This window comes from Bacteroides gallinarum DSM 18171 = JCM 13658 (genome assembly GCF_000374365.1).
Classification (GTDB): Bacteria; Bacteroidota; Bacteroidia; order Bacteroidales; family Bacteroidaceae; genus Bacteroides; species Bacteroides gallinarum.
Genome location: NZ_KB894139.1, coordinates 1 through 22,463 on the forward strand (window position 1 = coordinate 1; position 22,463 = coordinate 22,463).

General features: G+C 50.2%; 19 protein-coding genes, 1 tRNA gene, 1 pseudogene and 1 riboswitch. Of the genes and pseudogenes, 9 read left to right on the forward strand and 12 right to left on the reverse strand.

Annotation, left to right across the window (positions count from 1 at the left end; all coding sequences use genetic code 11):
• The 5 genes and pseudogenes from C233_RS24160 to C233_RS0113890 form a co-directional block, all read right to left on the reverse strand.
• Nucleotides 1-163 (reverse strand): annotated as a pseudogene (locus C233_RS24160) (IS5/IS1182 family transposase); the annotation flags it as partial.
• A gap of 552 nt (nucleotides 164-715) precedes the next feature.
• The gene (locus C233_RS0113875) at nucleotides 716-1,909 is read right to left on the reverse strand and encodes a pyridoxal phosphate-dependent aminotransferase (RefSeq protein ID WP_025068891.1); all 1,194 of its coding nucleotides are present in this window, start codon (nucleotides 1,907-1,909) and stop codon (nucleotides 716-718) included.
• Nucleotides 1,910-1,939: 30 nt separating this feature from the next.
• Nucleotides 1,940-3,154, reverse strand: coding sequence for a bifunctional 3,4-dihydroxy-2-butanone-4-phosphate synthase/GTP cyclohydrolase II (locus C233_RS0113880; RefSeq protein ID WP_018668178.1), 1,215 nt, complete (start codon nucleotides 3,152-3,154; stop codon nucleotides 1,940-1,942).
• Nucleotides 3,155-3,168: 14 nt separating this feature from the next.
• The gene (locus C233_RS0113885) at nucleotides 3,169-5,076 is read right to left on the reverse strand and encodes an LptF/LptG family permease (protein ID WP_018668179.1); all 1,908 of its coding nucleotides are present in this window, start codon (nucleotides 5,074-5,076) and stop codon (nucleotides 3,169-3,171) included.
• Nucleotides 5,077-5,152: 76 nt separating this feature from the next.
• Entirely contained in the window at nucleotides 5,153-5,539 is a 387-nt protein-coding gene (locus C233_RS0113890) for an START-like domain-containing protein (protein ID WP_018668180.1), read from the reverse strand.
• A gap of 256 nt (nucleotides 5,540-5,795) precedes the next feature.
• On the opposite strand from C233_RS0113890, the gene C233_RS0113895 reads away from it, so the two are divergent.
• A tRNA-Met gene (locus tag C233_RS0113895) sits at nucleotides 5,796-5,869 on the forward strand.
• Nucleotides 5,870-6,091: 222 nt separating this feature from the next.
• Here the strand turns inward: C233_RS0113895 and C233_RS22735 are convergent.
• Nucleotides 6,092-6,517 carry a hypothetical protein gene (locus C233_RS22735; RefSeq protein ID WP_018668181.1) on the reverse strand — a complete coding sequence of 142 codons (426 nt, stop codon included), beginning with the start codon at nucleotides 6,515-6,517 and terminating at the stop codon, nucleotides 6,092-6,094.
• A gap of 200 nt (nucleotides 6,518-6,717) precedes the next feature.
• Here C233_RS22735 and C233_RS0113905 point away from each other — a divergent pair, with 200 nt between their 5' ends.
• Entirely contained in the window at nucleotides 6,718-6,966 is a 249-nt protein-coding gene (locus C233_RS0113905) for a hypothetical protein (protein ID WP_018668182.1), read from the forward strand.
• 190 nt (nucleotides 6,967-7,156) lie between these two features.
• Here the strand turns inward: C233_RS0113905 and C233_RS0113910 are convergent, their stop codons facing one another.
• On the reverse strand, nucleotides 7,157-8,008 hold the full coding sequence (locus C233_RS0113910; RefSeq protein ID WP_018668183.1) for a mechanosensitive ion channel family protein: 852 nt from the start codon (nucleotides 8,006-8,008) through the stop codon (nucleotides 7,157-7,159).
• Nucleotides 8,009-8,131: 123 nt separating this feature from the next.
• Nucleotides 8,132-8,227, forward strand: a riboswitch (TPP riboswitch).
• Between the two features lie 33 nt (nucleotides 8,228-8,260).
• On the opposite strand from C233_RS0113910, the gene C233_RS0113915 reads away from it, so the two are divergent.
• The 3 genes from C233_RS0113915 (at nucleotide 8,261) to C233_RS0113925 (ending at nucleotide 11,969) form a co-directional block, all read left to right on the forward strand.
• Nucleotides 8,261-10,495, forward strand: a complete 2,235-nt coding sequence (locus C233_RS0113915; RefSeq protein ID WP_018668184.1) for a TonB-dependent receptor — start codon at nucleotides 8,261-8,263, stop codon at nucleotides 10,493-10,495.
• A gap of 213 nt (nucleotides 10,496-10,708) precedes the next feature.
• Nucleotides 10,709-11,320, forward strand: coding sequence for a nicotinamide riboside transporter PnuC (pnuC, locus tag C233_RS0113920; protein ID WP_018668185.1), 612 nt, complete (start codon nucleotides 10,709-10,711; stop codon nucleotides 11,318-11,320).
• A complete protein-coding gene (locus tag C233_RS0113925; RefSeq protein ID WP_026314866.1) occupies nucleotides 11,310-11,969 on the forward strand; it encodes a thiamine diphosphokinase in 660 nt (219 codons plus the stop codon). The genes pnuC and C233_RS0113925 overlap by 11 nt, the downstream gene beginning before the upstream one ends.
• Here C233_RS0113925 and C233_RS0113930 read toward each other — a convergent pair.
• On the reverse strand, nucleotides 11,896-12,837 hold the full coding sequence (locus C233_RS0113930; protein WP_025068890.1) for a DMT family transporter: 942 nt from the start codon (nucleotides 12,835-12,837) through the stop codon (nucleotides 11,896-11,898). The two genes, C233_RS0113925 and C233_RS0113930, sit on opposite strands and share 74 nt — an antisense overlap.
• Before the next feature lie 131 nt (nucleotides 12,838-12,968).
• Between C233_RS0113930 and C233_RS24535 the strand changes: the two genes are divergently transcribed.
• Nucleotides 12,969-13,136 carry a hypothetical protein gene (locus tag C233_RS24535; protein ID WP_018668188.1) on the forward strand — a complete coding sequence of 56 codons (168 nt, stop codon included), beginning with the start codon at nucleotides 12,969-12,971 and terminating at the stop codon, nucleotides 13,134-13,136.
• Nucleotides 13,121-13,456 (forward strand): type II toxin-antitoxin system RelE/ParE family toxin, encoded by a 336-nt coding sequence (locus tag C233_RS0113940; RefSeq protein WP_018668189.1) that lies wholly within the window; start codon nucleotides 13,121-13,123, stop codon nucleotides 13,454-13,456. The genes C233_RS24535 and C233_RS0113940 overlap by 16 nt, the downstream gene beginning before the upstream one ends.
• 162 nt (nucleotides 13,457-13,618) lie before the next feature.
• On the opposite strand, the gene thrC is transcribed toward C233_RS0113940, so the two are convergent.
• The 3 genes from thrC to thrA all read right to left on the reverse strand — a co-directional run bounded on the left by thrC (nucleotide 13,619) and on the right by thrA (nucleotide 18,765).
• Entirely contained in the window at nucleotides 13,619-14,923 is a 1,305-nt protein-coding gene (gene thrC, locus C233_RS0113945; protein ID WP_018668190.1) for a threonine synthase, read from the reverse strand.
• Between the two features lie 66 nt (nucleotides 14,924-14,989).
• Nucleotides 14,990-16,240 (reverse strand): cofactor-independent phosphoglycerate mutase, encoded by a 1,251-nt coding sequence (locus C233_RS0113950; RefSeq protein ID WP_018668191.1) that lies wholly within the window; start codon nucleotides 16,238-16,240, stop codon nucleotides 14,990-14,992.
• A 92-nt stretch (nucleotides 16,241-16,332) separates the two neighbouring features.
• Complete coding sequence (thrA, locus tag C233_RS0113955; RefSeq protein ID WP_018668192.1) at nucleotides 16,333-18,765, reverse strand: bifunctional aspartate kinase/homoserine dehydrogenase I; 2,433 nt, start codon at nucleotides 18,763-18,765, stop codon at nucleotides 16,333-16,335.
• Between the two features lie 538 nt (nucleotides 18,766-19,303).
• On the opposite strand from thrA, the gene C233_RS0113960 reads away from it, so the two are divergent.
• Complete coding sequence (locus tag C233_RS0113960; RefSeq protein ID WP_018668193.1) at nucleotides 19,304-20,341, forward strand: asparaginase; 1,038 nt, start codon at nucleotides 19,304-19,306, stop codon at nucleotides 20,339-20,341.
• Between the two features lie 65 nt (nucleotides 20,342-20,406).
• Here the strand turns inward: C233_RS0113960 and C233_RS0113965 are convergent, their stop codons facing one another.
• Nucleotides 20,407-20,952 carry a beta-class carbonic anhydrase gene (locus C233_RS0113965; protein WP_018668194.1) on the reverse strand — a complete coding sequence of 182 codons (546 nt, stop codon included), beginning with the start codon at nucleotides 20,950-20,952 and terminating at the stop codon, nucleotides 20,407-20,409.
• A 111-nt stretch (nucleotides 20,953-21,063) separates the two neighbouring features.
• Between C233_RS0113965 and radA the strand changes: the two genes are divergently transcribed.
• On the forward strand, nucleotides 21,064-22,431 hold the full coding sequence (gene radA / locus C233_RS0113970; protein WP_025068889.1) for a DNA repair protein RadA: 1,368 nt from the start codon (nucleotides 21,064-21,066) through the stop codon (nucleotides 22,429-22,431).
• The last annotated feature ends 32 nt before the right edge of the window (nucleotides 22,432-22,463 follow it).

Consider the following 22,463-nt stretch of genomic DNA (forward strand, 5'->3'; position numbering starts at 1 on the left):
GCCCCGTTTCTTTATAAAGCTTCTTGAAATTATCAAGATCGAGACTGTCAACAACTGCATTGACTATGCGGACAGGGTCGCCCGCAGCTATGTTTTCATCAATTCTTTGTGGAAAAAGAACCGTTTGGTTGGGAATGTAAGGACGAAAATGTAACTTTGCCATAACGAAAAAACTGATGCCTAAAGTTACATAAACTTTGGCTAATAACAAAGCCCGGGCTTGGGAAAGTCTGGGCTTTGTGCATAAAAAAGGTTGTGTCAAAATGTTGACACAACCTCTTTTTACTTTTTATTTAGGGACATTCAGTAAATAGAATAAAATCAGCCGACTAATTCATAAGGATATTCAGAAAACACATAAAATCAATCAACTAATTCGTAATGAATCAGGGATATCCAGTAAAGTTCTGAAAATATAAGGTGGGATATTCAGTAAATGTCCCTATCTAAAGATACTAAAAAAGCCAACTAATTCGCGATGCTTTGAGCATGAATTAGTTGGCTGATTTATATTATTATTGAATGTCCCTAAGGTGGCATGTGTACATGAGTATAGTTTCTCATTCCACATGCCATTTTTATTGTTTATATAGGGTTATGAAGTTAACATCCGGCATTACAAGAAGTTAATATCGTGCAAACAGCCTGTTAACTTCGTAACAGCAAGAAGTTAACCAAGTACGGCATACAAAGTTAACTCTTTGCTGTAAAAAGATTATGCCAATTTTGCCAACGCCTCTTTGATGCGGCGAATAGCCTCTACGATATTCTCGTCACTGGTTGCATAGCTCATGCGGATACATTCGGGAGCACCGAAAGAAGCACCGCCTACACAAGCCACGTGAGCAACCTCCAACAAGTACATAGCCAAATCGTCAGAATCATTAATCTTACGGTCATCCGCAGATTTACCGAAGAACGAGCTGCACTTCGGGAATAGGTAGAAAGCGCCCTCCGGTACATTTACCTCAAAGCCCGGCACTTCTTTAGCCAGCTTCACAATGAGGTCGCGACGGCGCTCGAAAGCCTTGCGCATTTCTTCTACCGGAGCCTGCGTTCCTGTATAGGCTGCTTCGGCAGCTTTCTGGGACACAGAGCACGGGCCTGAGGTGTACTGACCTTGCAGTTTATTGCAAGCCTTTACAATCCATTCCGGTCCGGCAATGAAACCGATACGCCAGCCAGTCATGGCATAAGCCTTGGAAACTCCGTTTACAATCACGGTACGGTCTTTCATCTCCGGGAACTGTGCAATGCTCTGATGCTTGCCGATGTAATTGATATGTTCGTAAATTTCATCGGCAATAACAATCACCTGCGGATATTTAGCCAATACGGCAACCAATCCGGCAAGTTCTTCCTTGCTATACACGGAACCGGTAGGATTGGAAGGAGAACAAAGAATCAAAGCTTTGGTTTTCGGGGTAATGGCTGCTTCCAACTGTGCAGGTGTAATCTTGAAATCCTGCTCGATACCTGCCGTTACAATCACCGGTCTACCTTCTGCCAGCTTCACCATTTCGGGGTAGCTGACCCAGTACGGCGCAGGCACAATAACCTCGTCTCCCGGATTTACCAATACCAGAATTGCATTGCAAACCGATTGCTTCGCCCCGTTGGCACAAGAAATCTGTGCAGCAGTATATTCCAAACCGTTTTCTTTTTTCAACTTCTCTACGATAGCATTGCGCAAAGCCGGATAACCCGGAACGGGAGAATAGCGGGAAAAATTATCGTCTACCGCCTTTTTCGCAGCCTCTTTAATGTGGTCGGGCGTATTAAAATCCGGCTCTCCGACACTCAGATTAATTACGTCTACGCCTTGAGCTTTCAGCTCTGCGCTCTTTTGAGACATAGCCAGCGTCGCAGAGGGCGACAAACTGTTCAAACGATTTGATAATTGATTCATTATGTTTCTATATTAATGGTTTGTACTTTCTTATTTATTAAAATGAAGCGTATGCCCCATGCGCTCCTTCTTCGTACGCAGGTAGCGTTCGTTATACTGGTTCGGACTCGTTTCTACCGGCACATTCTCTACAATCTCCAGGCCATAAGCCTCCAATCCGACACGTTTCACCGGATTATTCGTCATCAGGCGCATCTTGTGCACGCCCAGCTCACGCAGGATTTGAGCGCCTACCCCATAATCGCGTTCATCCGCCAGATGTCCGAGGCAGATATTGGCATCCACCGTATCCATGCCGTCTTCCTGAAGCTTGTACGCCTTCATTTTTTCCATTAACCCAATTCCGCGGCCTTCCTGGTTGAGATATACGATAACGCCTTTGCCTGCCTTTTCAATCATTTCCATAGCTTTGTGCAGTTGTTCGCCGCAATCGCAACGCATAGAGCCGAAAATGTCTCCCGTAGCACAAGACGAGTGTACACGCACCAGCACAGGCTCGTCGGGCGCCCAAGCTCCTTTGAATAAAGCTACATGCTCCAAGCCATTGGATTTCTGACGGAAAGGAATCAAGCGAAAATGTCCGTGTTCCGTCGGCATATCCACCTCTACCCCCTTCTCTACGATAGATTCCTGTTGGAGACGGTAGGCTATCATGTCGCGGATAGAAATCAGCTTCAAGTTAAATTCATCCGCCATTTTACGCAACTCGGGCAGACGTGCCATTGTACCGTCATCATTCATAATCTCCATAAGCGCACCGGCAGGATAAAAACCGGCCATACGGCACATGTCGATTGTCGCTTCGGTATGCCCGGCACGACGCAGCACACCTTTCTCCTGCGCATACAGCGGATTGATGTGTCCCGGGCGGCCGAAAGTGGCCGGAGTAGAAGCCGGGTCGGCCAATGCCCGGATAGTCGCAGCACGGTCGGCGGCAGACACACCGGTCGTACAGCCTTCCAGCTTATCGATAGTCACCGTGAAGGGAGTCCCCAATACGGAAGTATTGTCGGACACCTGGTGGGGCAAATCCAACTCCTTGCAACGGGATACCGTAATCGGGGCGCATAATACGCCGCGTGCATGTTTCAGCATGAAATTCACTTTCTCCGGCGTTATATTCTCGGCGGCGATAATCAAATCTCCCTCGTTCTCACGGTCTTCATCATCGACTATGATTACGAAATTACCCGTCTTGAAATCTTCAATAGCCTCTTCTATTGTATTCAATTTTACTTTTTCCATATATCCATTCTTTATTATTTATTCAGGTTGACCTTTATTATATTCTGTATCTCTTCGTTTGTACGGATAATCCGCTCCATGTCCTTATTCAGCCGGATACGGAATGCCCAAATACGAAAATAGAAAAACAAGCCCACAGGAACTATCACGCCACACAGCATATTCAGCCAGTAATTACGGAAAGGACGCACATGGGCATGGACGGCGATAATCGGGTAATTATTCAGCGCCGTCAGCAACGGTATAGACCGTGTATTGGACATCTCGTCTATCAAAGCCTCCATGCGGTCATTGAGCGCCGCCACCTCCTCGTCGTGCGGCGTATGGTTCATCCACAGACTGAAATAATTGGGGGCGCGCTTCAACGCCTTCTTGTCGGCATACGCACGGCACTCCGCCGAAAGCTGCCGGAGCTCTCCCGGCAGGCGGTCGTAATCCGGGTCATGGATAATCACTTCCTTCCGGAAAAGATGACGAACGCTGCGGATACCTGCTATCCTCTTGAACCAGTTGATATAAGCATCGGCATTCAGTACAACCGAGTCATTGTTGGATTTATAGGTGAGGAATGCTCCCAACGGAGCCAGCACGGCCGTACTGGTCCACATGCCCATCCACACAATCCACTTACCGTCACGCGCCATTTTATAGCCCGTATTATTGATAATGTAGTAAATAATAAAGATAAGCACAGACACTACCACAGGCATGCCCAGACCGCCTTTACGGATGATACCGCCCAACGGCGCGCCGATGAAAAAGAAGATAAGGCACGCCAACGAAAGTGTCAACTTCTCGTGCCAGGAGGTCATGTGACGCCTCAAGCTGGTTTCCGTCTGCAATATATTGAATCCCTTGAAGCTCCAGTCGCTTGCCGCACTCTCCGCACGGCTGACGGCAGTAGACATTATCTTCTGCTTCTGCATCAAAGTAGCCGCATCGAACAGGCTGTCTACATTATAGCTCCCCAAACGGGCAGATTCTATCTTTATCGTATCGGCTTTGCTCAATGTATTGGTAGTGGCTTTATACGTACCCGCCATAGCTTCCTTATAATAAGTACGCCCGATGCTGTCGTTTTGCAGTTTCATGGAATCGATGCCTGCCTGCAACATCTTCATATCCTTACTGTTGGACTGGTTGCTCATAAATCCGGCATCCACCATATTGAAATCCGAGTCGAACTCGATAATCGCATGTTTCTCAACGAAAGTTTCCCTGCGATAGGGCACGTTCTTCTGGCTCATGTTCTGCGATTTCAGGTTTTCAAACTGTTCGCCACTATAAAGATGCAGGTAAAGATGCTGTTTGTCCGCCGTCATTTCCAACCTCCCGGAGTCCGACTTGATTATTTGCGCATTCTCGAAGCCTTTCTCGAAATTATAAATCAGTACATCATACAGCATACCCGTTTTACGGTTCTTATGTTTGACGTACAGATTATATCCGTCTATCTCGTCGTAGAACACCCCTTCGGGAATATCCACCTCGGGCGACTTCTGCTTCATGGATACCAACAATGTCCAAAGCTTGGTCTGCGCCTTAGGTCCGATGACGTTCTGGAAATAGAAAGAAACACAGCAGATAATGGATATGAAAATTATCAGCGGACGCATGATTTTCAGCAAGGAAATACCTGCCGCTTTCATGGCGAGCAGTTCAAAACGCTCCCCGAAATTACCAAATGTGATAAGAGCTGCCAGCAGAATTGCCAGAGGCAGCGAAGCCGGCACGAGTGTCAGTGCCGAATAGAAGAAAAACTGGGCAAGCACGTTCATCTCCAGTCCTTTTCCCACCATTTCGTCTACATACTTCCACAGAAACTGCATCATGAAGATGAAAAGACAGATGAAGAAAGTGCCCATAAAGAGCATGCAAAAGCTCTTTAATATAAATATATCTAACTTTTTTATGCGCAGCATTTTACTCGTTTCATGCAATGAACGCACAAAAGTAGCATAAAAAAGGGAGTACGGGAAATTTTTAATCGAAAGTTAACTAAAAACCGCATGTTCTACGTAAAGTATCTACCTGGGATTCCCACAGCTCGCATAAATCATTTGCCTCGTCTGCATTGGTAAAGTCTGTAATTTCAAGTACGAAATCATTGGTCAGCTCATTATTTGTCATCTTTAATTCGAAATACTCACGCGGATTTTCGTCATCGAGCCAACGGAAACGGATAAAAGAATACGCCCGCACAGCGATAATCTCGGCATCGCGCCTTTCCGTCTTACCCCAGAAAAAGGAAACGGTCTTATCGTCCGACTGAACCCTGTCTGCAAACCAGCCTTCCAAACCGGTAGGAGTACTTATTGCCGTCCAAAGAATACTTTTAGAAGTCGCATTCAAGAGATATTCCAAATGTATTTTTTTTCTTTCCATAGTCTATTCTGCTTTTTATTGCGTCAGCCAAGATAAATACTTTTTTCTAATTAGAGAAAATAATTCATTATTTTTATTTACATCAACTTCACCGCACCATGTTAAACCATTGATAATGTGCCACAACACGGTTTACAAAAAAGAAGAGAATACTATTCCTTCTTCCGGTTAATAAAATAAATAACAGAAAATCCACTCAAAAGTTTTGGCAGTTTAAATAAAAGTTATATCTTTGCACCCGCAATCGAGAAATGATGGCGGGATAGCTCAGCTGGTTAGAGCGCATGATTCATAATCATGAGGTCCCCGGTTCAATCCCGGGTCCCGCTACAAAGAAAGATTTAGACTGTTGAGAGGCTTCCACTCTTGGCGGTCTTTTTTTGTTTTTGCATCAATTGGTAGCAGGTGACGCTAATTAAGGGTCAACGTAAAAATCTGAGGGATTCATAAGATTAAGCATAAATTTTTGTTAGTCTGAATAGAAAGAAAGCCCTGTCTTCTTTCCCAACTATACGCCTTTCCTTATCACCGGAAGCCCGAATGCTCCCCGGCTTAAAGCCAAAATTTTCCCTTCTGCGCTTCCTGATAAACAGCACGGGAAACGTGTAGCGTCTCTACCGCACCATTATCAAAAGCAACCCGGAGGTAATATTCATACCGGACACCGTTGGGGACATAGGTACGTTTCCCTACTTTACGCCGTTTTTCATGTTGCTCCACATGCTTGTCGAGCACAGTGACCGTGACATCATACACAGAGCCGGCATCCGCCAGCCTGCAATTACCCGTAAGAAACAAGGCACAACAAATGGAACCTACACATACTAAATGGCACAATATATTCACTATCCCACCCTCCACGGTTGTCAGCCATGCCCATTTCCGGTAAAGGGGAAGCGTCAGCACGCCTGCTGCAACGCCTACGCCCACGGGTATCCACCAAGCAGTCAATGTTTTTTCAAGTGTAAGATAACCCATTCCGCATGAGAACAAGACCGCAAAAAGCATTGCATACCGTAATATTTTAATAAACAGAGCCCTTATCACCTCAATTTGTATTTTTCTGCAAATATAACAACAAAAACGACATGACAAACTCCCTCCTCCCCTACCCGCCCGCATGAACCAAGTTGTCCGGCCGAACGTTATAACAATACTAACTTAAAGAAGCAACCATTATGGAAAAGAACCTGATTCATAGCAATGAACTGCACCTCATCGACAAAAGACGCATTCGCCGGGCAGTAGAACAACTGGTAGAGTCGCTGGAACTGGCAGCAGGCTCCACGACGGGATTCAACCTGTACGCAGTAGTAGAGAGCTATTTCACGGACTTGAATAAACGAAGGGAGATAAACCGCCTGCTCAACCTGGAACAAGACATTTACGAAGAAATAGAAGAAGAACTCGGAATATACGAAATGTAAAAACGAGACAGGGCATATCGCACAAAGAAGACGTATCAAAATTCACCGCATATTGCACGGGCTCGCACAGATTGAAATCAACTAATCGATTATCAAGACAGACAATCTGTGCGAGCCCGTGCAATATGCGGTGAAAAAGAGTTTTAACAAGCCCTACTTATGCAAAACCTCTCCGGGAAACAACACCCTATCAATCCTTCGCCTGATGCACCGTCAACTGCGGGAACGGGAAACCGATACCCTCCTTGTTGAATACGGAATAAATAGTCTTGTTCATATCGAAATAAACTCCCCAATAATCACTGCTTTTCACCCAAACGCGGATAACGATGTTCACACTGCTGGCATCCAGTGCATGAAGTGCCACGAAAGGTTCCGGAGTATCCAGGATGCGGCTGTCGGCAGCAAGGATACGACGCACGGTGCTCTCCACCTTATCATAATTCTCGCCGTACTCCACGCCGATAACCCAATCCACGCGCCGGGTATCTTCCCGGCTGTAATTAGTGACAGTGCCGCTGCTCAAAGCGCCGTTAGGTATATATATCACCTTATTATCGGCCGTAGTAAGGATAGTGTGGAATATCTGGATTTCGCGTACCGTGCCGGATACCCCCTGGCTTTCAATCCAGTCGCCCACCTTAAAGGGACGGAATAGCAAAACGATAAGCCCGCCGGCAAAATTCTGCAAGTTTCCGGAGAGCGCCATACCTATTGCCACACCGGCAGACGCCAGCAAAGCGGCAAACGAAGTAGTCTCGACACCTAACTTGCCGATAACGGCAATAATCAGCAGGATAGTCAGCAGGATATTCACCAAGCTCCTGACAAAACTCTGGATACTCGCATCCACATGCCTTTTCATGAGCAGCTTGGCAACGAGTTTCCTAATGAAAGAAATCAGGAAACGCCCTACTACGAAAATAATGACCGCACCTATGATACGGCCGCCGGCGTCCACACCCCAGTCTATCAGTTGCTGAACAAAAATCTGAAACTTGCTGAAGCCTTCTTCAGGAGCCTGGACGGCAAATGCCGCCATTAATAAAGATGATAACATAATGATTGATAGTTTATAAATTAATGGATACAAAATTAACAAATTATTCCAGTTTCCGTTCACATTACTTGCGCCTTTCGGCCAAAAGAGATATTTTTGCATCCGATTTCAAGTAAGGGGTGCCCTAATACGACGGGCTGAGATTATACCCATTGACCTGATCCGGGTAATGCCGGCGTAGGGAAAAAACAAAGCTCCCCTTTTCCGTATTAATATTAACCGCTAAAATTGCAAATGAAAAAGCATGCAATGGCAGCCTGCCTGTTTACGGCAGTGCTGAGTGTTTGTGCACAGGCCGAAGAAAAGGACAGCCTGCGGATAATAGACCTGCAAGAAGTAGAGATTATTTCCACACGCGCCACGGTAACCACCCCGGTGGCATTTACCACTATCGGCAAGGAGCAGCTCAAGAAACAAAACTTCGGCCAAGACCTGCCGTACCTGCTAAGCATGACCCCCTCGGCCATTACCACCAGCGATGCCGGAGCCGGCATCGGCTACACCACGTTACGGGTACGAGGCACGGACGGCACACGCATCAACGTCACCGCCAACGGCATCCCCATTAACGATGCCGAAAGCCATACCGTATTCTGGGTGAACCTTCCCGACTTCGCATCCTCCGTAAAAGACATGCAGATACAACGCGGCGCCGGAACCTCCACCAACGGCGCGGGCGCTTTCGGAGCCAGCATCAACATGCAGACCGGAGACTTCTCCCTGAAACCGTATGCCGAGCTGAACGGCTCGTACGGCTCCTTCAACACACATAAGGAGACGGTAAAAGCAGGTACGGGGCTTATCGACGGGCATTGGTCTTTCGACGCCCGCCTATCCAACATCAGTTCGGACGGATACATCGACCGCGCATCCGTAGGGCTGAACTCTTACTACCTGCAAGGCGGATATTATAACGACAACACCTCCGTCAAACTGATAACCTTCGGCGGCAAAGAACGGACTTACCACGCCTGGAACTACGCCAGTAAAGAAGAAATGGAAAAGTACGGCCGGCGCTACAACTCCTGCGGGCTGATGTACACCGACGAAAACGGAATACAACACTTCTACGACGACCAGACGGACAATTACGTGCAGAAGAACTACCAACTGCTCCTCAACCACAGCTTCACCTCCGCCTGGAACATAAACGCAGGCCTGCACTACACCAAAGGCGACGGCTATTACCAGGAATACAAAGACGGGCGCAAATTGGCGGAATACGGCCTGCTGCCGTACGAACACGACGGTGAAACCGTAGAGAAGAGCGACCTTATCCGCAAGAAAGCGATGGACAACCGGTTCGGCGGCGGAATCTTCTCCGTAAATTACAACGGCAGCCGCCTGCACGCCTCCCTCGGCGGCGGGCTGAACCGCTACGACGGCGACCACTTCGGCAGAGTACTGTGGGTAAAGAACTACCTCGGCAACCTCAATCCCGACAAAGACTACTACCGCAACAACGCTACCAAGAACGACGGCAACCTCTACCTGAAAGCCGACTATGAGTTGTGCAACGACCTCAACGCCTATGCCGACTTGCAGTACCGTCACATCTCTTATAAGCTGTACGGGCAGAACGACAAGTGGAACAGCGTTACCGACGACGGCCTGCAGCAACTCGCCATTCATGAGAAGTTCGGCTTCTTCAACCCCAAAGCCGGCCTGTCGTGGCAGATAGACCGCAGCAACCGGGTGTACGGCTCCTTCAGCGTAGCCCACAAAGAGCCGACGCGCAACAACTATACGGACGGCAAGTTCGCCGAACACCCCAAAGCAGAGCGCCTGTTCGACTACGAACTGGGATACACCTTTGCCAACTCATGGCTGAACTTCGGCGTCAACCTATACTATATGGACTACAAAGACCAGTTGGTACTGACCGGCGAGCTGAACGAAATCGGCGAGGCGGTAGCCGCCAACGTGCCCGACAGCTACCGCACGGGTATCGAACTTATGGCCGGTTTAAAACTGCCTTGCGGCTTCCAGTGGGACATCAACGCCACCCTGAGCCGTAACCGGGTAGAGAACTTCACCGAAACCCTGTACGAGAACGAAGACCCGGCGGGCGATAAGTGGACCACCTACCTGGGCGACACCCGCATCGCCTTCTCTCCCGACTTCCTGCTGAACAACCGCTTCGGCTATACGTACAAAGGCTTCGAAGCATCCTTGCAATCGCAGTACGTGAGCAAGCAGTATATGAGCAACCTGGATTGCAAAGACCATATCCTGGATGCCTATTTCGTCAGCAACCTCAACCTGTCGTACACATTTGCACTGCCCGCAATAAAATCGGTAACCGTAGGCTGCACCATTTACAACCTATTCAACGAGGAGTACGAAAACAACGGTTATGCAGGCAGCGGCTTCTATTATGAAAACGGGCAGAAAGTACGCTACAACTATGCAGGATATGCCGCACAAGCAGGCACTAATGTACTGGGACACGTTTCGCTAAGCTTCTGAACGCATTACGCATGAGATGCATACCGTTAAACTTCTAAACGCATTACGCATGAGACGCATACCGTTAAGCTTCTAAGCGCATTACGCATGAGACGCATACCGTTAAACTCCTAAACGCTTACGTATGAGACACATACCACTAAGCCTCCAAACGCATTACGCATAATATACATACCGTTAAACTTCTAAACACATTACACATAACACATACGCATGGAACAGGCACTCGAAATCATAGGAACGCTCGTAGGGCTTCTCTACCTCTGGTTGGAATACCGGGCAAGCATCTATCTCTGGATAGCGGGAATCATCATGCCCGCCGTCTACATCTTCGTCTACTACGACGCAGGACTATATGCCGATTTCGGTATCAACATCTACTACCTCGGCGCTGCCGTGTACGGCTGGACGATGTGGAAGTACGGGGCATTCCTGCGCCGTACCGTCCTGAAAAGAAAAACGGCGGATACGGAACACCGGCAACAGGAGCTACCCATTACCCGCATGCCGCTACGTTACCTGCTACCGCTCGGCACGGTGTTCGCCGTTACGTTTGCGGGCATCGCCTGGATACTCATCAACTTTACAGACAGCAATGTTCCGTGGCTGGACTCCTTTACCACCGCACTCAGCATTATCGGCATGTGGATGCTGGCACGCAAATACGTGGAGCAATGGTGGGCATGGATTGGCGTAGACGCCGTGAGTGCCGGCCTGTACATTTACAAAGGACTCGATTTTACCGCTGCACTGTACGGCCTTTACACAATAATCGCTATCTTTGGCTACTTCAAATGGAAGAAGGAAATAAGTTATGAATTATAATTTACCAGCGATGACGAAACCGGAAGCAGTAGTTCTGGCAAACGGGGAATATCCCACAGCTCCCCTGCCCTTACAAGTACTGGCGGATGCGCCCTATGTAGTGTGCTGCGACGGCGGTGCGGACGAATACATCCGGCACGGGCATACCCCCGACCTCATCATAGGCGACGGAGACTCAATCAGCACGGAGAACCGCAGGAAATACGGGCATCTGCTACACCGCATCGCCGAACAGGACACGAACGACCAGACCAAAGCCGTCAACTACCTGCTGGCGCAGGGAAAACGCCGCATCGCCATTGTCGGCGCTACGGGCAAGCGCGAAGACCACACACTGGGGAACATCAGCCTGCTCGTGGACTATATGCATGCCGGAGCCGATGTGCGTACCTATACGGACTACGGCGTATTTATTCCCTGCCGGGGTACGCATACATTCCCCTGCGAGCCGGGACAACAAGTATCTATCATCAACTTCAATGCCCGCAAGCTGCACGGCATAGGGCTGCTATATCCGCTCAGCGACTTCACCAACTGGTGGCAAGGCACTCTCAACGAATGCACCGGAACGGAATTTACGGTCGAGGCGGAAGGGGAGTACCTGATGTTCTTGAATTACCCTCAGCTACCTCCACAAAGTACACGCTGATACAAATCATGGCAATGGCAACCGCCTGCGGCCAACTGAAACGGTCTTGCCCCAACGAGAGGGAAACGACCGTCGTCACCACCAATATCAGGTAGCTGTAAATGGCGACGACAGTAGTCTTTAGATACTTCAACCCGATAGGAACCAGGAAATAGCTGAGATAAGTAGGAAAGACAAGGACGAACGCCAGTACAGCCCACGGCATCCAATGCCACTCGCCGCACCAGGCATCTGCAAACAGCGGCGCATCCCACCCGGCAATGGACGAAACGATGATACCCGAAACAGCCGCGCCGCCGAATATATACTTCATCATCGTTACCACCCCCACCTCCTCGAGGAGTTTCTTGCTCACAATCAGATAAACGGCAAATACGAACGAGCTGACCATGCAGAGCAGGTTGCCGGTGAGGGCATCGTGCGCCAAGTCATCACTGCCCTGCGTCAGGATACATAACATCGCACCGCCGAAGCCCAGGGCAATACCGATAATCTTCATCAGCGTAGCCTTTTCGTGCAAGAAGAATACGGAAATAAGAAACACCCAGATAGGTTGCATCGAGTTGAAAATGGCGCTCGAAACCGGAGTGGTCTTGCTGATGCCCAGCAGATAACAGAACATAAATCCGTAAAGCCCGAAAGCCCCCAGGCAGAACAGACTGATACGCATCTTCCCTGCTACCGGCGCCTCTTTCACAAAACAGCCCGTTATCCAGAAAGCCACGGCTGCAAAAGTACAGCGTACGGTAACACCCGTCAAGGCTCCCAACCATAAAGGTAGTAAATACTTCAGCCCGTTCATGTTCAGACCTGCCATGAGACGTGACACAACCATACTGAGATTAGCTTCCAGCTTTTTATCTTTCATGAGATTACCGATATTGAGTTCGAGGTATTGAGAACGTACGATAGCGGAAAAATGTTCGGCGGCAAGTAACGGACTGTACCGAACAATTCATAACTTTACAATGTTTTTAAGAAAAAAGAGGAGACTGAAATATGAAAAAAACAGCACCCGGGCAAACGCCGCAACCAGCCAGACAAGTCCTCGTATTCTCCACCCGCCTGCGCGAGGATATCCGGACAGCCTGCCGGCAACTGGAGCATGGCGAGGGGCAAGAAGACGTTACAATCGACAAGGAGGTAAAATCATGGTTAAACAAATAAGCTGGTCGCCGCTCGCCAAGGAAGCGCTGAAAAGCCTGCTGATGCACTCGCTGCAAAAGCACGGCGACAAAAGCCGGGGAAAGATGATGTACTCGTTCCTCCAGGGCGCGCTCCACCGCATTACCCTGAACCCCTTCATAGGGCAGGCCACGGAAGTGGATAACATACGGTATATCACTCCCCACCCCGACTATACGATATTCTACCGGCATAACCTCCTGAAAATCGAAATACTCGTACTTTGGGATAACAGCCGGAAAGCAGGAAGGCTAAAGACCCTTATCGAAGAAAGCGCAAAGCCCGCAAAAAGCTCCCTCTGAATAGGTGAAAAAACGTCATAAAAACGGGCTACCCTCAAGGTACGGCTGAGGGTAGCTCACCCTACGACTGAGCCTATCTCAAGGTATAGTTGAGTCTGCCTCAAGGTACAGTTGAGGTTACCCCCTCTCAGAACAGCTTCCGGGAGGGGTATAAGGAGCCGGCTATGATATGCCCAGCAGGTAACGCTTGAAGTCCGCAAAGTCTTTCGAAATGGGCAGACTCTTCTTTTCGCCCCGCATAAAGGCCTGTAACTTCTCCGGAACCTGCACGGCTTCACCGATAATCTGCTCCACCGTATCCTTGAACTTCGCAGGATGAGCCGTTTCCAGGAAAATACCCGTCTCACCCGGCTGCAAGCCCTCCTGCAATGCGCGGAAACCGCAGGCGCCATGGGGGTCGAGCAGGTAATGATTGTTTTTCCAGACTTCCCTCATCGTTTCGGCTATCTGCCCGTTCGTATAAGTAGCGCCGCTTATCTCGGCAGAGATAGCAGCATGGCTGCCTCCATAGAGGTCGAGAACGCGGGCGAAGTTGCTCGGGTCGCCCACATCCATAGCATTGGCTATCGTGGCGATGCTGGGACGCGGTGTATAAACGCCCGTCTGCAAGTACTGGTAGAAAATATCGTTACGGTTGTTGGAAGCGATGAAACGCTTCACCGGCAACCCCATACGCTTGCCGAACAAGCCGGCTGTAATATTGCCGAAATTGCCGCTCGGCACGCAGACTACGGCATTGGCGGCCTTCCCCGCCCGCTTCAACTGGGCATAAGCATAGAAATAGTAGAAAGCCTGAGGCAGGAAACGCGCTACGTTTATGGAATTGGCGCTGGTGAGTTGCAGGCGTGCGTTAAGCTCCTTGTCCATGAAGGCGGCTTTCACCAATGCCTGGCAATCGTCGAACGTGCCGTCTACCTCGAGAGCCGTAATATTCCGCCCCAGCGTGGTAAACTGCTTCTCCTGGATTTCGCTGACCTTGCCCTTCGGGTAAAGCACGTAGACATGGATGCCCTCTACGCCAAGAAAGCCGTTGGCTACCGCACTACCCGTATCTCCCGAGGTGGCAACCAGCACATCGACCTGCTTCTTGCCCTCTTTCCTGATGAAATAACCCAGCAGGCGCGCCATAAAACGGCCGCCCACATCCTTGAAGGCAAGCGTAGGGCCGTGGAACAGCTCGAGGGAGTAGATGTTTTCGGTCACTTCCACCAAAGGCACATCGAAATTCAGCGTGTCGTACACAATCTGCTTTAATGTATCTGCGGGAATATCTTCTCCGAAGAAAGCATCCGCCACCCGGCAGGCTATTTCCTGGAAGCCGAGCGTATCGATACTGTCGTAAAAATCCTGCGGCAGCGGTTTAATGGTGAAAGGCATGAAAAGGCCTTTATCTGCGGCAAGCCCTTTCACTACGGCTTCTTCAAGAGTAGCGTCGGGAGCTTGTTTATTGGTACTATAATATTTCATACTAAACTAATAATTAAAGGATTAACAACTAAAGGCTACGCTATGTAGGCGGGAGCTGCCGCCTTTTTACCGCTTCATGAATTCGTTTATAAACTCGTCTTCTTTCAGCAGGCCGTAGCTGCCGCTGCAAGCGGCAACCTCATCGAAAGTCTGCACCTCGTCCGGTTCGATGCCCGGATACCAGATGAAGAACGGTATCGGCTCGTTGGTATGCGTACGGAGCTCGCAGGGAGTAGGGTGGTCGGGCAGCACGGCTATGGCAACGGGCTCCTCCCAGTCTTTCACCGCCTCGTAAATAGGTCCTACGGCGCGGCTGTCCAGGTTTTCGATAGTAAGCATCTTCAAAGGCACATCGCCTTCGTGCCCCGCCTCATCGCTCGCCTCGATATGCAGGTAAACGAAATCGTCCGTTTTCAGTGCCTCGAGAGCGGCGGCTACCTTGTTTTCGTAATTGGTATCGTAAAGCCCGGTAGCCCCTTCTACCGCGAGGCGGCGCAGGCCGGCATAGTAGCCGATGCCGTTAATCAAATCAACGGCAGAGATAACGGCGCCTTTCTTTACCTGGGGGAACTTGTCGGAGAGTGTCTCCATTTGCGGGCGGTAACCGGGGCTCCAAGGCCAGATGCTGTTAGCCGGGTCTTTGCCTTCCGCCGCACGTTTCTTATTGACGGGATGTTCTTTCAGCAATTCTTGCGAGCGCATTATCAGGTCATTAATCAGGTCGGCGGTCTGTTGCGGAGTCAGGTCGGCCTGGCCTTCGGGCACGGTGATATGCTCCGTACCCTCCATAGGCTTTACTAGCAACGGGCGGTAGGGTTTCAAAGGAACGTCGTGCGGCGGAGTGCAGTCTATGCGCTTGTCCCCGCCTTTTATTACCAACAGATGACGGTATTGCACTCCTGTATGGAAGCGTACACGCTCATTCCCCAAATGCTCTTGCAGGTATTTTACCAGCACATCGGCCTCCCGGGTCGTGATGTGTCCGGCAGAATGGTTCTTTATAACTTCCCCTTCGATGCAGATGATGTTGCAGCGCATCGCCATTTCGCCCGGCTTCAGGTCTATGCCGATGCTTGCCGCCTCCAACGGGCCGCGCCCTTCGTACACTTTCGGCAGGTCGTATCCCAAGACGGACATATTGGCTACTTCGCTGCCCGGATGAAAACCGTCGGCAACGGTCTTTAACCTGCCTACACGCCCCATGCGGGCAAGCTTGTCCATATAAGGGGTTTTAGCCGCCTGCAACAGTGTTTTGTTGCCCAAAGACTTCACAGACCAGTCGGCCATGCCGTCGCCCAATATAATAATGTGTTTCATAAGGTTGATGATTTACGATTTATAACTTATGATTTACGGGCGGGAAGGGCGCATAAGGCGCACCGCACCCATAAATCATAAACTACGAATCCTTAAACATTCGCTATACTCATAATATCCGCAAATACGCCCGCAGCCGTTACACCCGCACCGGCTCCGTAGCCTTGTATCATCATAGGATATTCTTTATAACGCTCGGTCGTTAGCAGGATGATGTTATTGCTGCCTTCCAGCCCATAGAACGGGTGGGTGGCGCCCACTTCCTGCAAGCCTACGGACGCCTTGCCGTTTTCCAGCTTGGCTACGAAGCGCCAGTGCTTGTTTTCCGCTTCCAGCACCTTGCGGCGTGCCTCGAAGTCCGCATCCAGTCCCGGCACTTTCTTCCAGAAGTCGTCCAGCGAGCCTTCAAAGAAATCGTCGGGCACAAAGAGGTTCTTCTCTACGTCGTCCTGCTCGATGCGATACCCGGCTTCGCGTGCCAGGATTACCAGTTTGCGGATTACATCCTTGCCGCTCAGGTCGATGCGCGGGTCTGGTTCGGAGTAGCGTTCCTCCTGTGCCATTTTAATGGTTTTGCTGAAAGGGATGTCCGCACTGATTTTGTTGAAGATATAGTTCAGCGTACCGCTGAGCACGGCTTCAATCTTCAGTATTTTGTCGCCGCTGTGGATAAGGTCGTTGATAGTATTGATGATAGGAAGGCCTGCGCCTACATTCGTCTCGAACAGGTACTTCACACCGCGCTGACGGGCTATCTGTTTCAGCTCGCGGTAGTTTTCGTATTCCGAAGAAGCGGCTATCTTATTGGCGGCAACCACCGATACGTTATGCTGCAAGAGGTCTTTATAAAGGGATGCCACCCCAGCGCTCGCCGTACAGTCCACAAATACGGAGTTGAAGATATTCATGCCTACAATCTCGTTACGCAGGATTTCCAGCGAGCTCTCCTTGCCTTTCTCCCGCAGTTCTTCGCGGAAGCGCCCCAGGTCGAAGCCTTCCCGGCTGAACATCGCTTTATTGGCATCGGCTATGCCCACCACATTGAGTTGCAAGCCGTTCTCCTGCATCAGCTTCTGGCGCTGGCTGTGAATTTGCTCTATCAGGCTGCCGCCCACCGTACCGATACCGCAGATAAAGAGGTTCAATACCTGGTATTCCGACAGGAAGAAAGAATCGTGGATAACATTCAGCGACTTACGCAGCGACTTGCTGTCTACCACGAACGAGATATTCGTTTCCGAGGCTCCCTGCGCGCAGGCTATCACATTGATACCGTTGCGCCCCAGCGTACCGAACAGCTTACCGGCGATGCCCGGCGTATGCTTCATGTTCTCGCCTACGATAGCCACCGTAGCCAAGTCCTTTTCCGCCTGTATGGGCGAAATCTCTCCCATTTCAATCTCTTTGGCAAATTCCCCGTTCAGCACCTCGCATGCCAAGTCGGCATCGGCATTGCGCACGCCGATAGAGGTCGAGTTCTCCGAGGAGGCCTGCGACACGAGGAATACACTGATGCCGTTCTTTGCCAAAGCCTTGAAGATACGGTAGTTTACTCCAATCACGCCTACCATACCGAGTCCTTGTACCGTTATCAGGCTCGTATCGTTAATGGAGGAAATTCCTTTAATGGCCTTGCTCTGCGGGCTGGACACTTCTTGCTTGATAACCGTTCCTGCTCCTTCGGGATTGAAGGTGTTCTTTATTATAATAGGTATGTTCTTGTGGCAAACCGGATAGATAGTAGGCGGGTACACCACCTTCGCCCCGAAGTTGCAAAGCTCGGTAGCCTCTACATAGCTCAGTTCGTTAATGGTATAGGCGGTGGAAATCACGCGCGGGTCGGCAGTCATAAATCCGTCCACATCCGTCCAGATTTCCAGGGCATCGGCATCCAGCGCCGCAGCGATAATGGCAGCCGTGTAGTCCGAACCGCCACGGCCGAGATTGGTAACCTCGCCCGTTGTCTTATCCGTAGAGATAAATCCCGGAACCAACGCGCGCGCGGGCAAATTCCGGAAGGTTTCCCGCACCAGCGAATTGGTGAGCTCCGTATCCAGCACATGTTTGGAATGTTTCTTCTCCGTTTTGATGAACCGGCGCGAGTCGAACCATTCCGCCCCCGTCAGTTGCGCCGCTATAATGGACGAAAGCCGTTCGCCATAGCTCACAATCGTATCGGATGTTTTCTGCGAGAGGTCTTTAATCAGATAAATGCCCTGGAAGATGTCTTTCAGCTCGTTAAGCAACTCCCCTACCCGGCGTTGCAACGCCACTTGCGCCTCGCCCGCCGGAATCACTTCCTTTATCATTTCCACATGGCGGTACACTATCTCGCGGAATTCATTCTCATAAGAGGCATCGCCTGCCGCCGCCATTTTCGAAGTATTAATCAGCTTGTCCGTAATGCCGCCCAATGCGGATACCACCACTATCAAAGGCTCATTTACAGCTTCTACAATTCTCTTGACGCTTAAAATACTGCTGGCGGAACCTACGGACGTTCCGCCGAATTTTATTACTTTCATTATATCGTTGTTTTTATTATTAATAGTCGGAGTGCTCCTCCGAATGGAATTTCCACCGCAGAGGATGCAGAGCCTCACAGAGTTTTTTCTCCTTTTCCTGCCACCGGAATTGCACGGAACCGCACGGATAAGCTCTGCGGAACTTTGCATCTTCTGTGGCGAATACTGAATAAAATGACTGAAAAACGGTGTAACACGTAGAAACACAAAATACTATCCCCAACCCCTAAGGGTCATGGTACACATGGATGTGACTGTATGTTGACAGTACTTGTTCATTGCCTTCTACTGTTTTCTTTTATGATAAGTGTTGCAAAAGTAACAATAAAAATATTCAAACTATCACTTTTTACGACTTTTTTGCGATAAAAATACATATTCGCCTTATAAAGGGCAGAAATATGTAGATACGGCTGCCGGCAAATGTACACTTCCGGCAACGGAAAGAAGCGGAAGCAGGCAGAGTTTTATAACATTTTGCTATTATTTTCAAGATATATCATTATCTTTGCATAGCAATTATGTAAGATTTTAGTGTATGAACCCAGATGATACTTCCGTTTTGTTAATTTACACCGGCGGCACTATCGGAATGATAGAGAATGCGGAAACCGGAGCTTTGGAGAACTTCAACTTCGAACATCTGCAGAAGCATGTGCCCGAGCTCCAGAATTTTACGTTCCGCATCGGCACATACCAGTTCGACCCGCCCATGGATTCTTCGGACATGGACCCGGATGCCTGGTGTAAGCTCGTACGTATCATCAGCGATAATTACAACCTGTACACAGGTTTCGTCATCCTTCACGGTACGGACACAATGGCTTATACGGCATCCGCCCTCAGCTTTATGCTCGAGGGGCTGGGCAAACCCGTTATCCTTACCGGCTCGCAGCTCCCTATCGGCGTACTGCGCACGGACGGCAAGGAGAACCTGCTGACAAGCATCGAAATCGCCACCGCCCGGCATTCCAATGGGCGGCCTGTCGTACCGGAGGTATGTATCTTCTTCGAGAACCACCTGATGCGCGGCAACCGCACCACCAAGATAAACGCCGAGAATTTCAACGCCTTCCGTTCGTTCAATTATCCCGTGCTCGCTTCCGCCGGCATACATATCAAATATAATAATGTGCAGATTCATACGGACAGCGTACAAGAGCAGTTGCGGCCGCATTACCTGCTCGACACCAACATCGCCATATTGAAGCTGTTCCCCGGAATTCAGGAGAGTGTGGTAGATGCCGTTCTTGCCATTGAAGGGCTGAAGGCTGTGGTTCTGGAAACATACGGCTCGGGCAACGCCCCCCGGAAAGAGTGGTTCCTTCATCGCCTGCACCAAGCCTGCGAGCGCGGCATCGTCATTGTAAACGTGACCCAATGCAGTGCAGGCACGGTAGAAATGGAACGTTACGAAACCGGCTACCGCCTGATGCAGGCCGGCGTTGTCTGCGGATACGACAGCACCACGGAATCTGCCGTTACCAAGCTGATGTTCCTCCTGGGGCACGACTACTCTCCCGCCCGGGTGCGCGAACTGATGAACCGCTCCCTGGCAGGCGAGATTACCCTCTGACTCTCCCGGCAGAAAGGTTTACTCCCTCCCGACAAAAAGGTTTATTCCGTTACCGGCAGAAAAGCTTATTCCGTTACCGGCGTCAGCGCCCCGGTCACGGAATCTATGATGAAGCCCGATACGCGGACGTCTTCCGGAATCAGCGGATGACTTAAAATGGCCTTCACCGTTTCCCGGACGGATTTCTCCGTATCGGCGAATCCGTAAAGCCAGGAGTCGAAGTCCACCCCGCAGAAACGTATCATATCTATCGTTTCCTGCCGGATGCCGCGCGCTTTCATATGCGCTATCATCTGCGAGCTGCTCATATGGCACGCGCCGCAATCGGAATGCGCAATGACCATTACTTCCTCCACGCCCAGTTCATAGATAGCTACCATAAGGCTGCGGATAACACTACCGAAAGGGTGCGAAATGATTCCACCGGCATTCTTTATCATTTTCACGTCGCCGTTCTTAAGCCCCAAGGCCGCCGGAAGCAGCTCGGTAAGGCGGGTATCCATGCACGAGAGGATAGCTATCTTCTTGTCGGGATATTTATTGGTGATGTACTTCTCGTATCCCTTGCTCTCTACGAACCGGGCATTGTATTTAAGGATGTCTTCTATCATGGTTGCCGTTATATGTTTCCGACAACAAATATAAAAAAACTCCGTGACACGCTGTCAGTCCTGAAACGAAAAATCGTACCTTTGGGCAATTATTCTAAAGGAAGTTCTTTTATGGCCAAAGAGAAAACGGTATATGTATGCAGCAACTGCGGGCAGGAGTCGCCCAAATGGGTGGGCAAATGTCCGTCGTGCGGGGAGTGGAACACCTATGTGGAAGAAATCGTGCGGAAAGAGCCCACAAGCAAGCGCCCGGTATCGGGAATAGAAACAGCCAAGGCAAAGCCCGTGACACTCGACGAGATTGCCGCCGGCGACGAACCCCGCATCGACCTGCACGACGCGGAGCTGAACCGGGTGTTGGGAGGCGGGCTGGTACAAGGCTCACTCGTGCTGATAGGCGGTGAGCCGGGCATCGGCAAATCGACCCTGGTACTGCAAACCGTGCTTCGGATACCGGAGAAACGCATTCTTTACATATCCGGCGAAGAAAGCGCCCGGCAGCTAAAGCTACGCGCCGACCGTCTGACGGGTACGTCCGGTAATTGCCTGATTGTCTGCGAAACCTCGTTGGAACAGATTTACGTACATATCAAGAATACACGCCCCGATTTAGTCATCATAGACTCCATACAGACTATTTCCACCGAAACGCTCGAGTCTTCTCCGGGCAGCATAGCGCAGGTCAGGGAATGTTCCGCCTCTATCCTGCGCTTCGCCAAAGAGACGCATACGGCGGTTATCCTCATCGGCCATATCAACAAGGAAGGGAGCATCGCAGGTCCTAAGGTACTGGAACATATCGTAGACACCGTGCTCCAGTTCGAGGGCGACCAGCATTATATGTACCGCATCCTGCGCAGCATCAAGAACCGTTTCGGGAGTACCGCCGAATTGGGCATCTATGAAATGAGGCAGGACGGGTTGCGGCAGGTCAGCAATCCGTCGGAACTGCTCCTCAGCCAAGACCATGAAGGCATGAGCGGCATAGCTATCGCCTCTGCCATAGAGGGCATACGGCCGTTCCTGATAGAGACGCAGGCATTGGTGAGCAGTGCCGTTTACGGAAACCCGCAACGTTCCGCCACCGGCTTCGACATACGGAGAATGAATATGCTGCTGGCCGTACTGGAAAAGCGTGTCGGTTTCAAGCTCGCCCAGAAAGATGTTTTCCTCAACATCGCCGGCGGACTGAAAGTGAACGACCCTGCCATAGACCTGCCCGTTATCAGCGCTATCCTGTCCAGCAACATGGATACGGCCATAGAACCGGAAGTATGTATGGCGGGAGAGGTCGGTTTATCCGGAGAAATCCGCCCCGTAAACAGGATTGAGCAACGCATCGGCGAAGCGGAAAAGCTCGGCTTCAAGCGGTTCATACTGCCCAAGTACAATATGCAGGGACTGAACACTTCCAAGCTGAAAATCGAGCTGCTGCCGGTAAGGAAGGTGGAGGAGGCGTTCAGGGGGGTGTTCGGGTGATTTTTCACCACAGAGGACACAGAATTCACAGA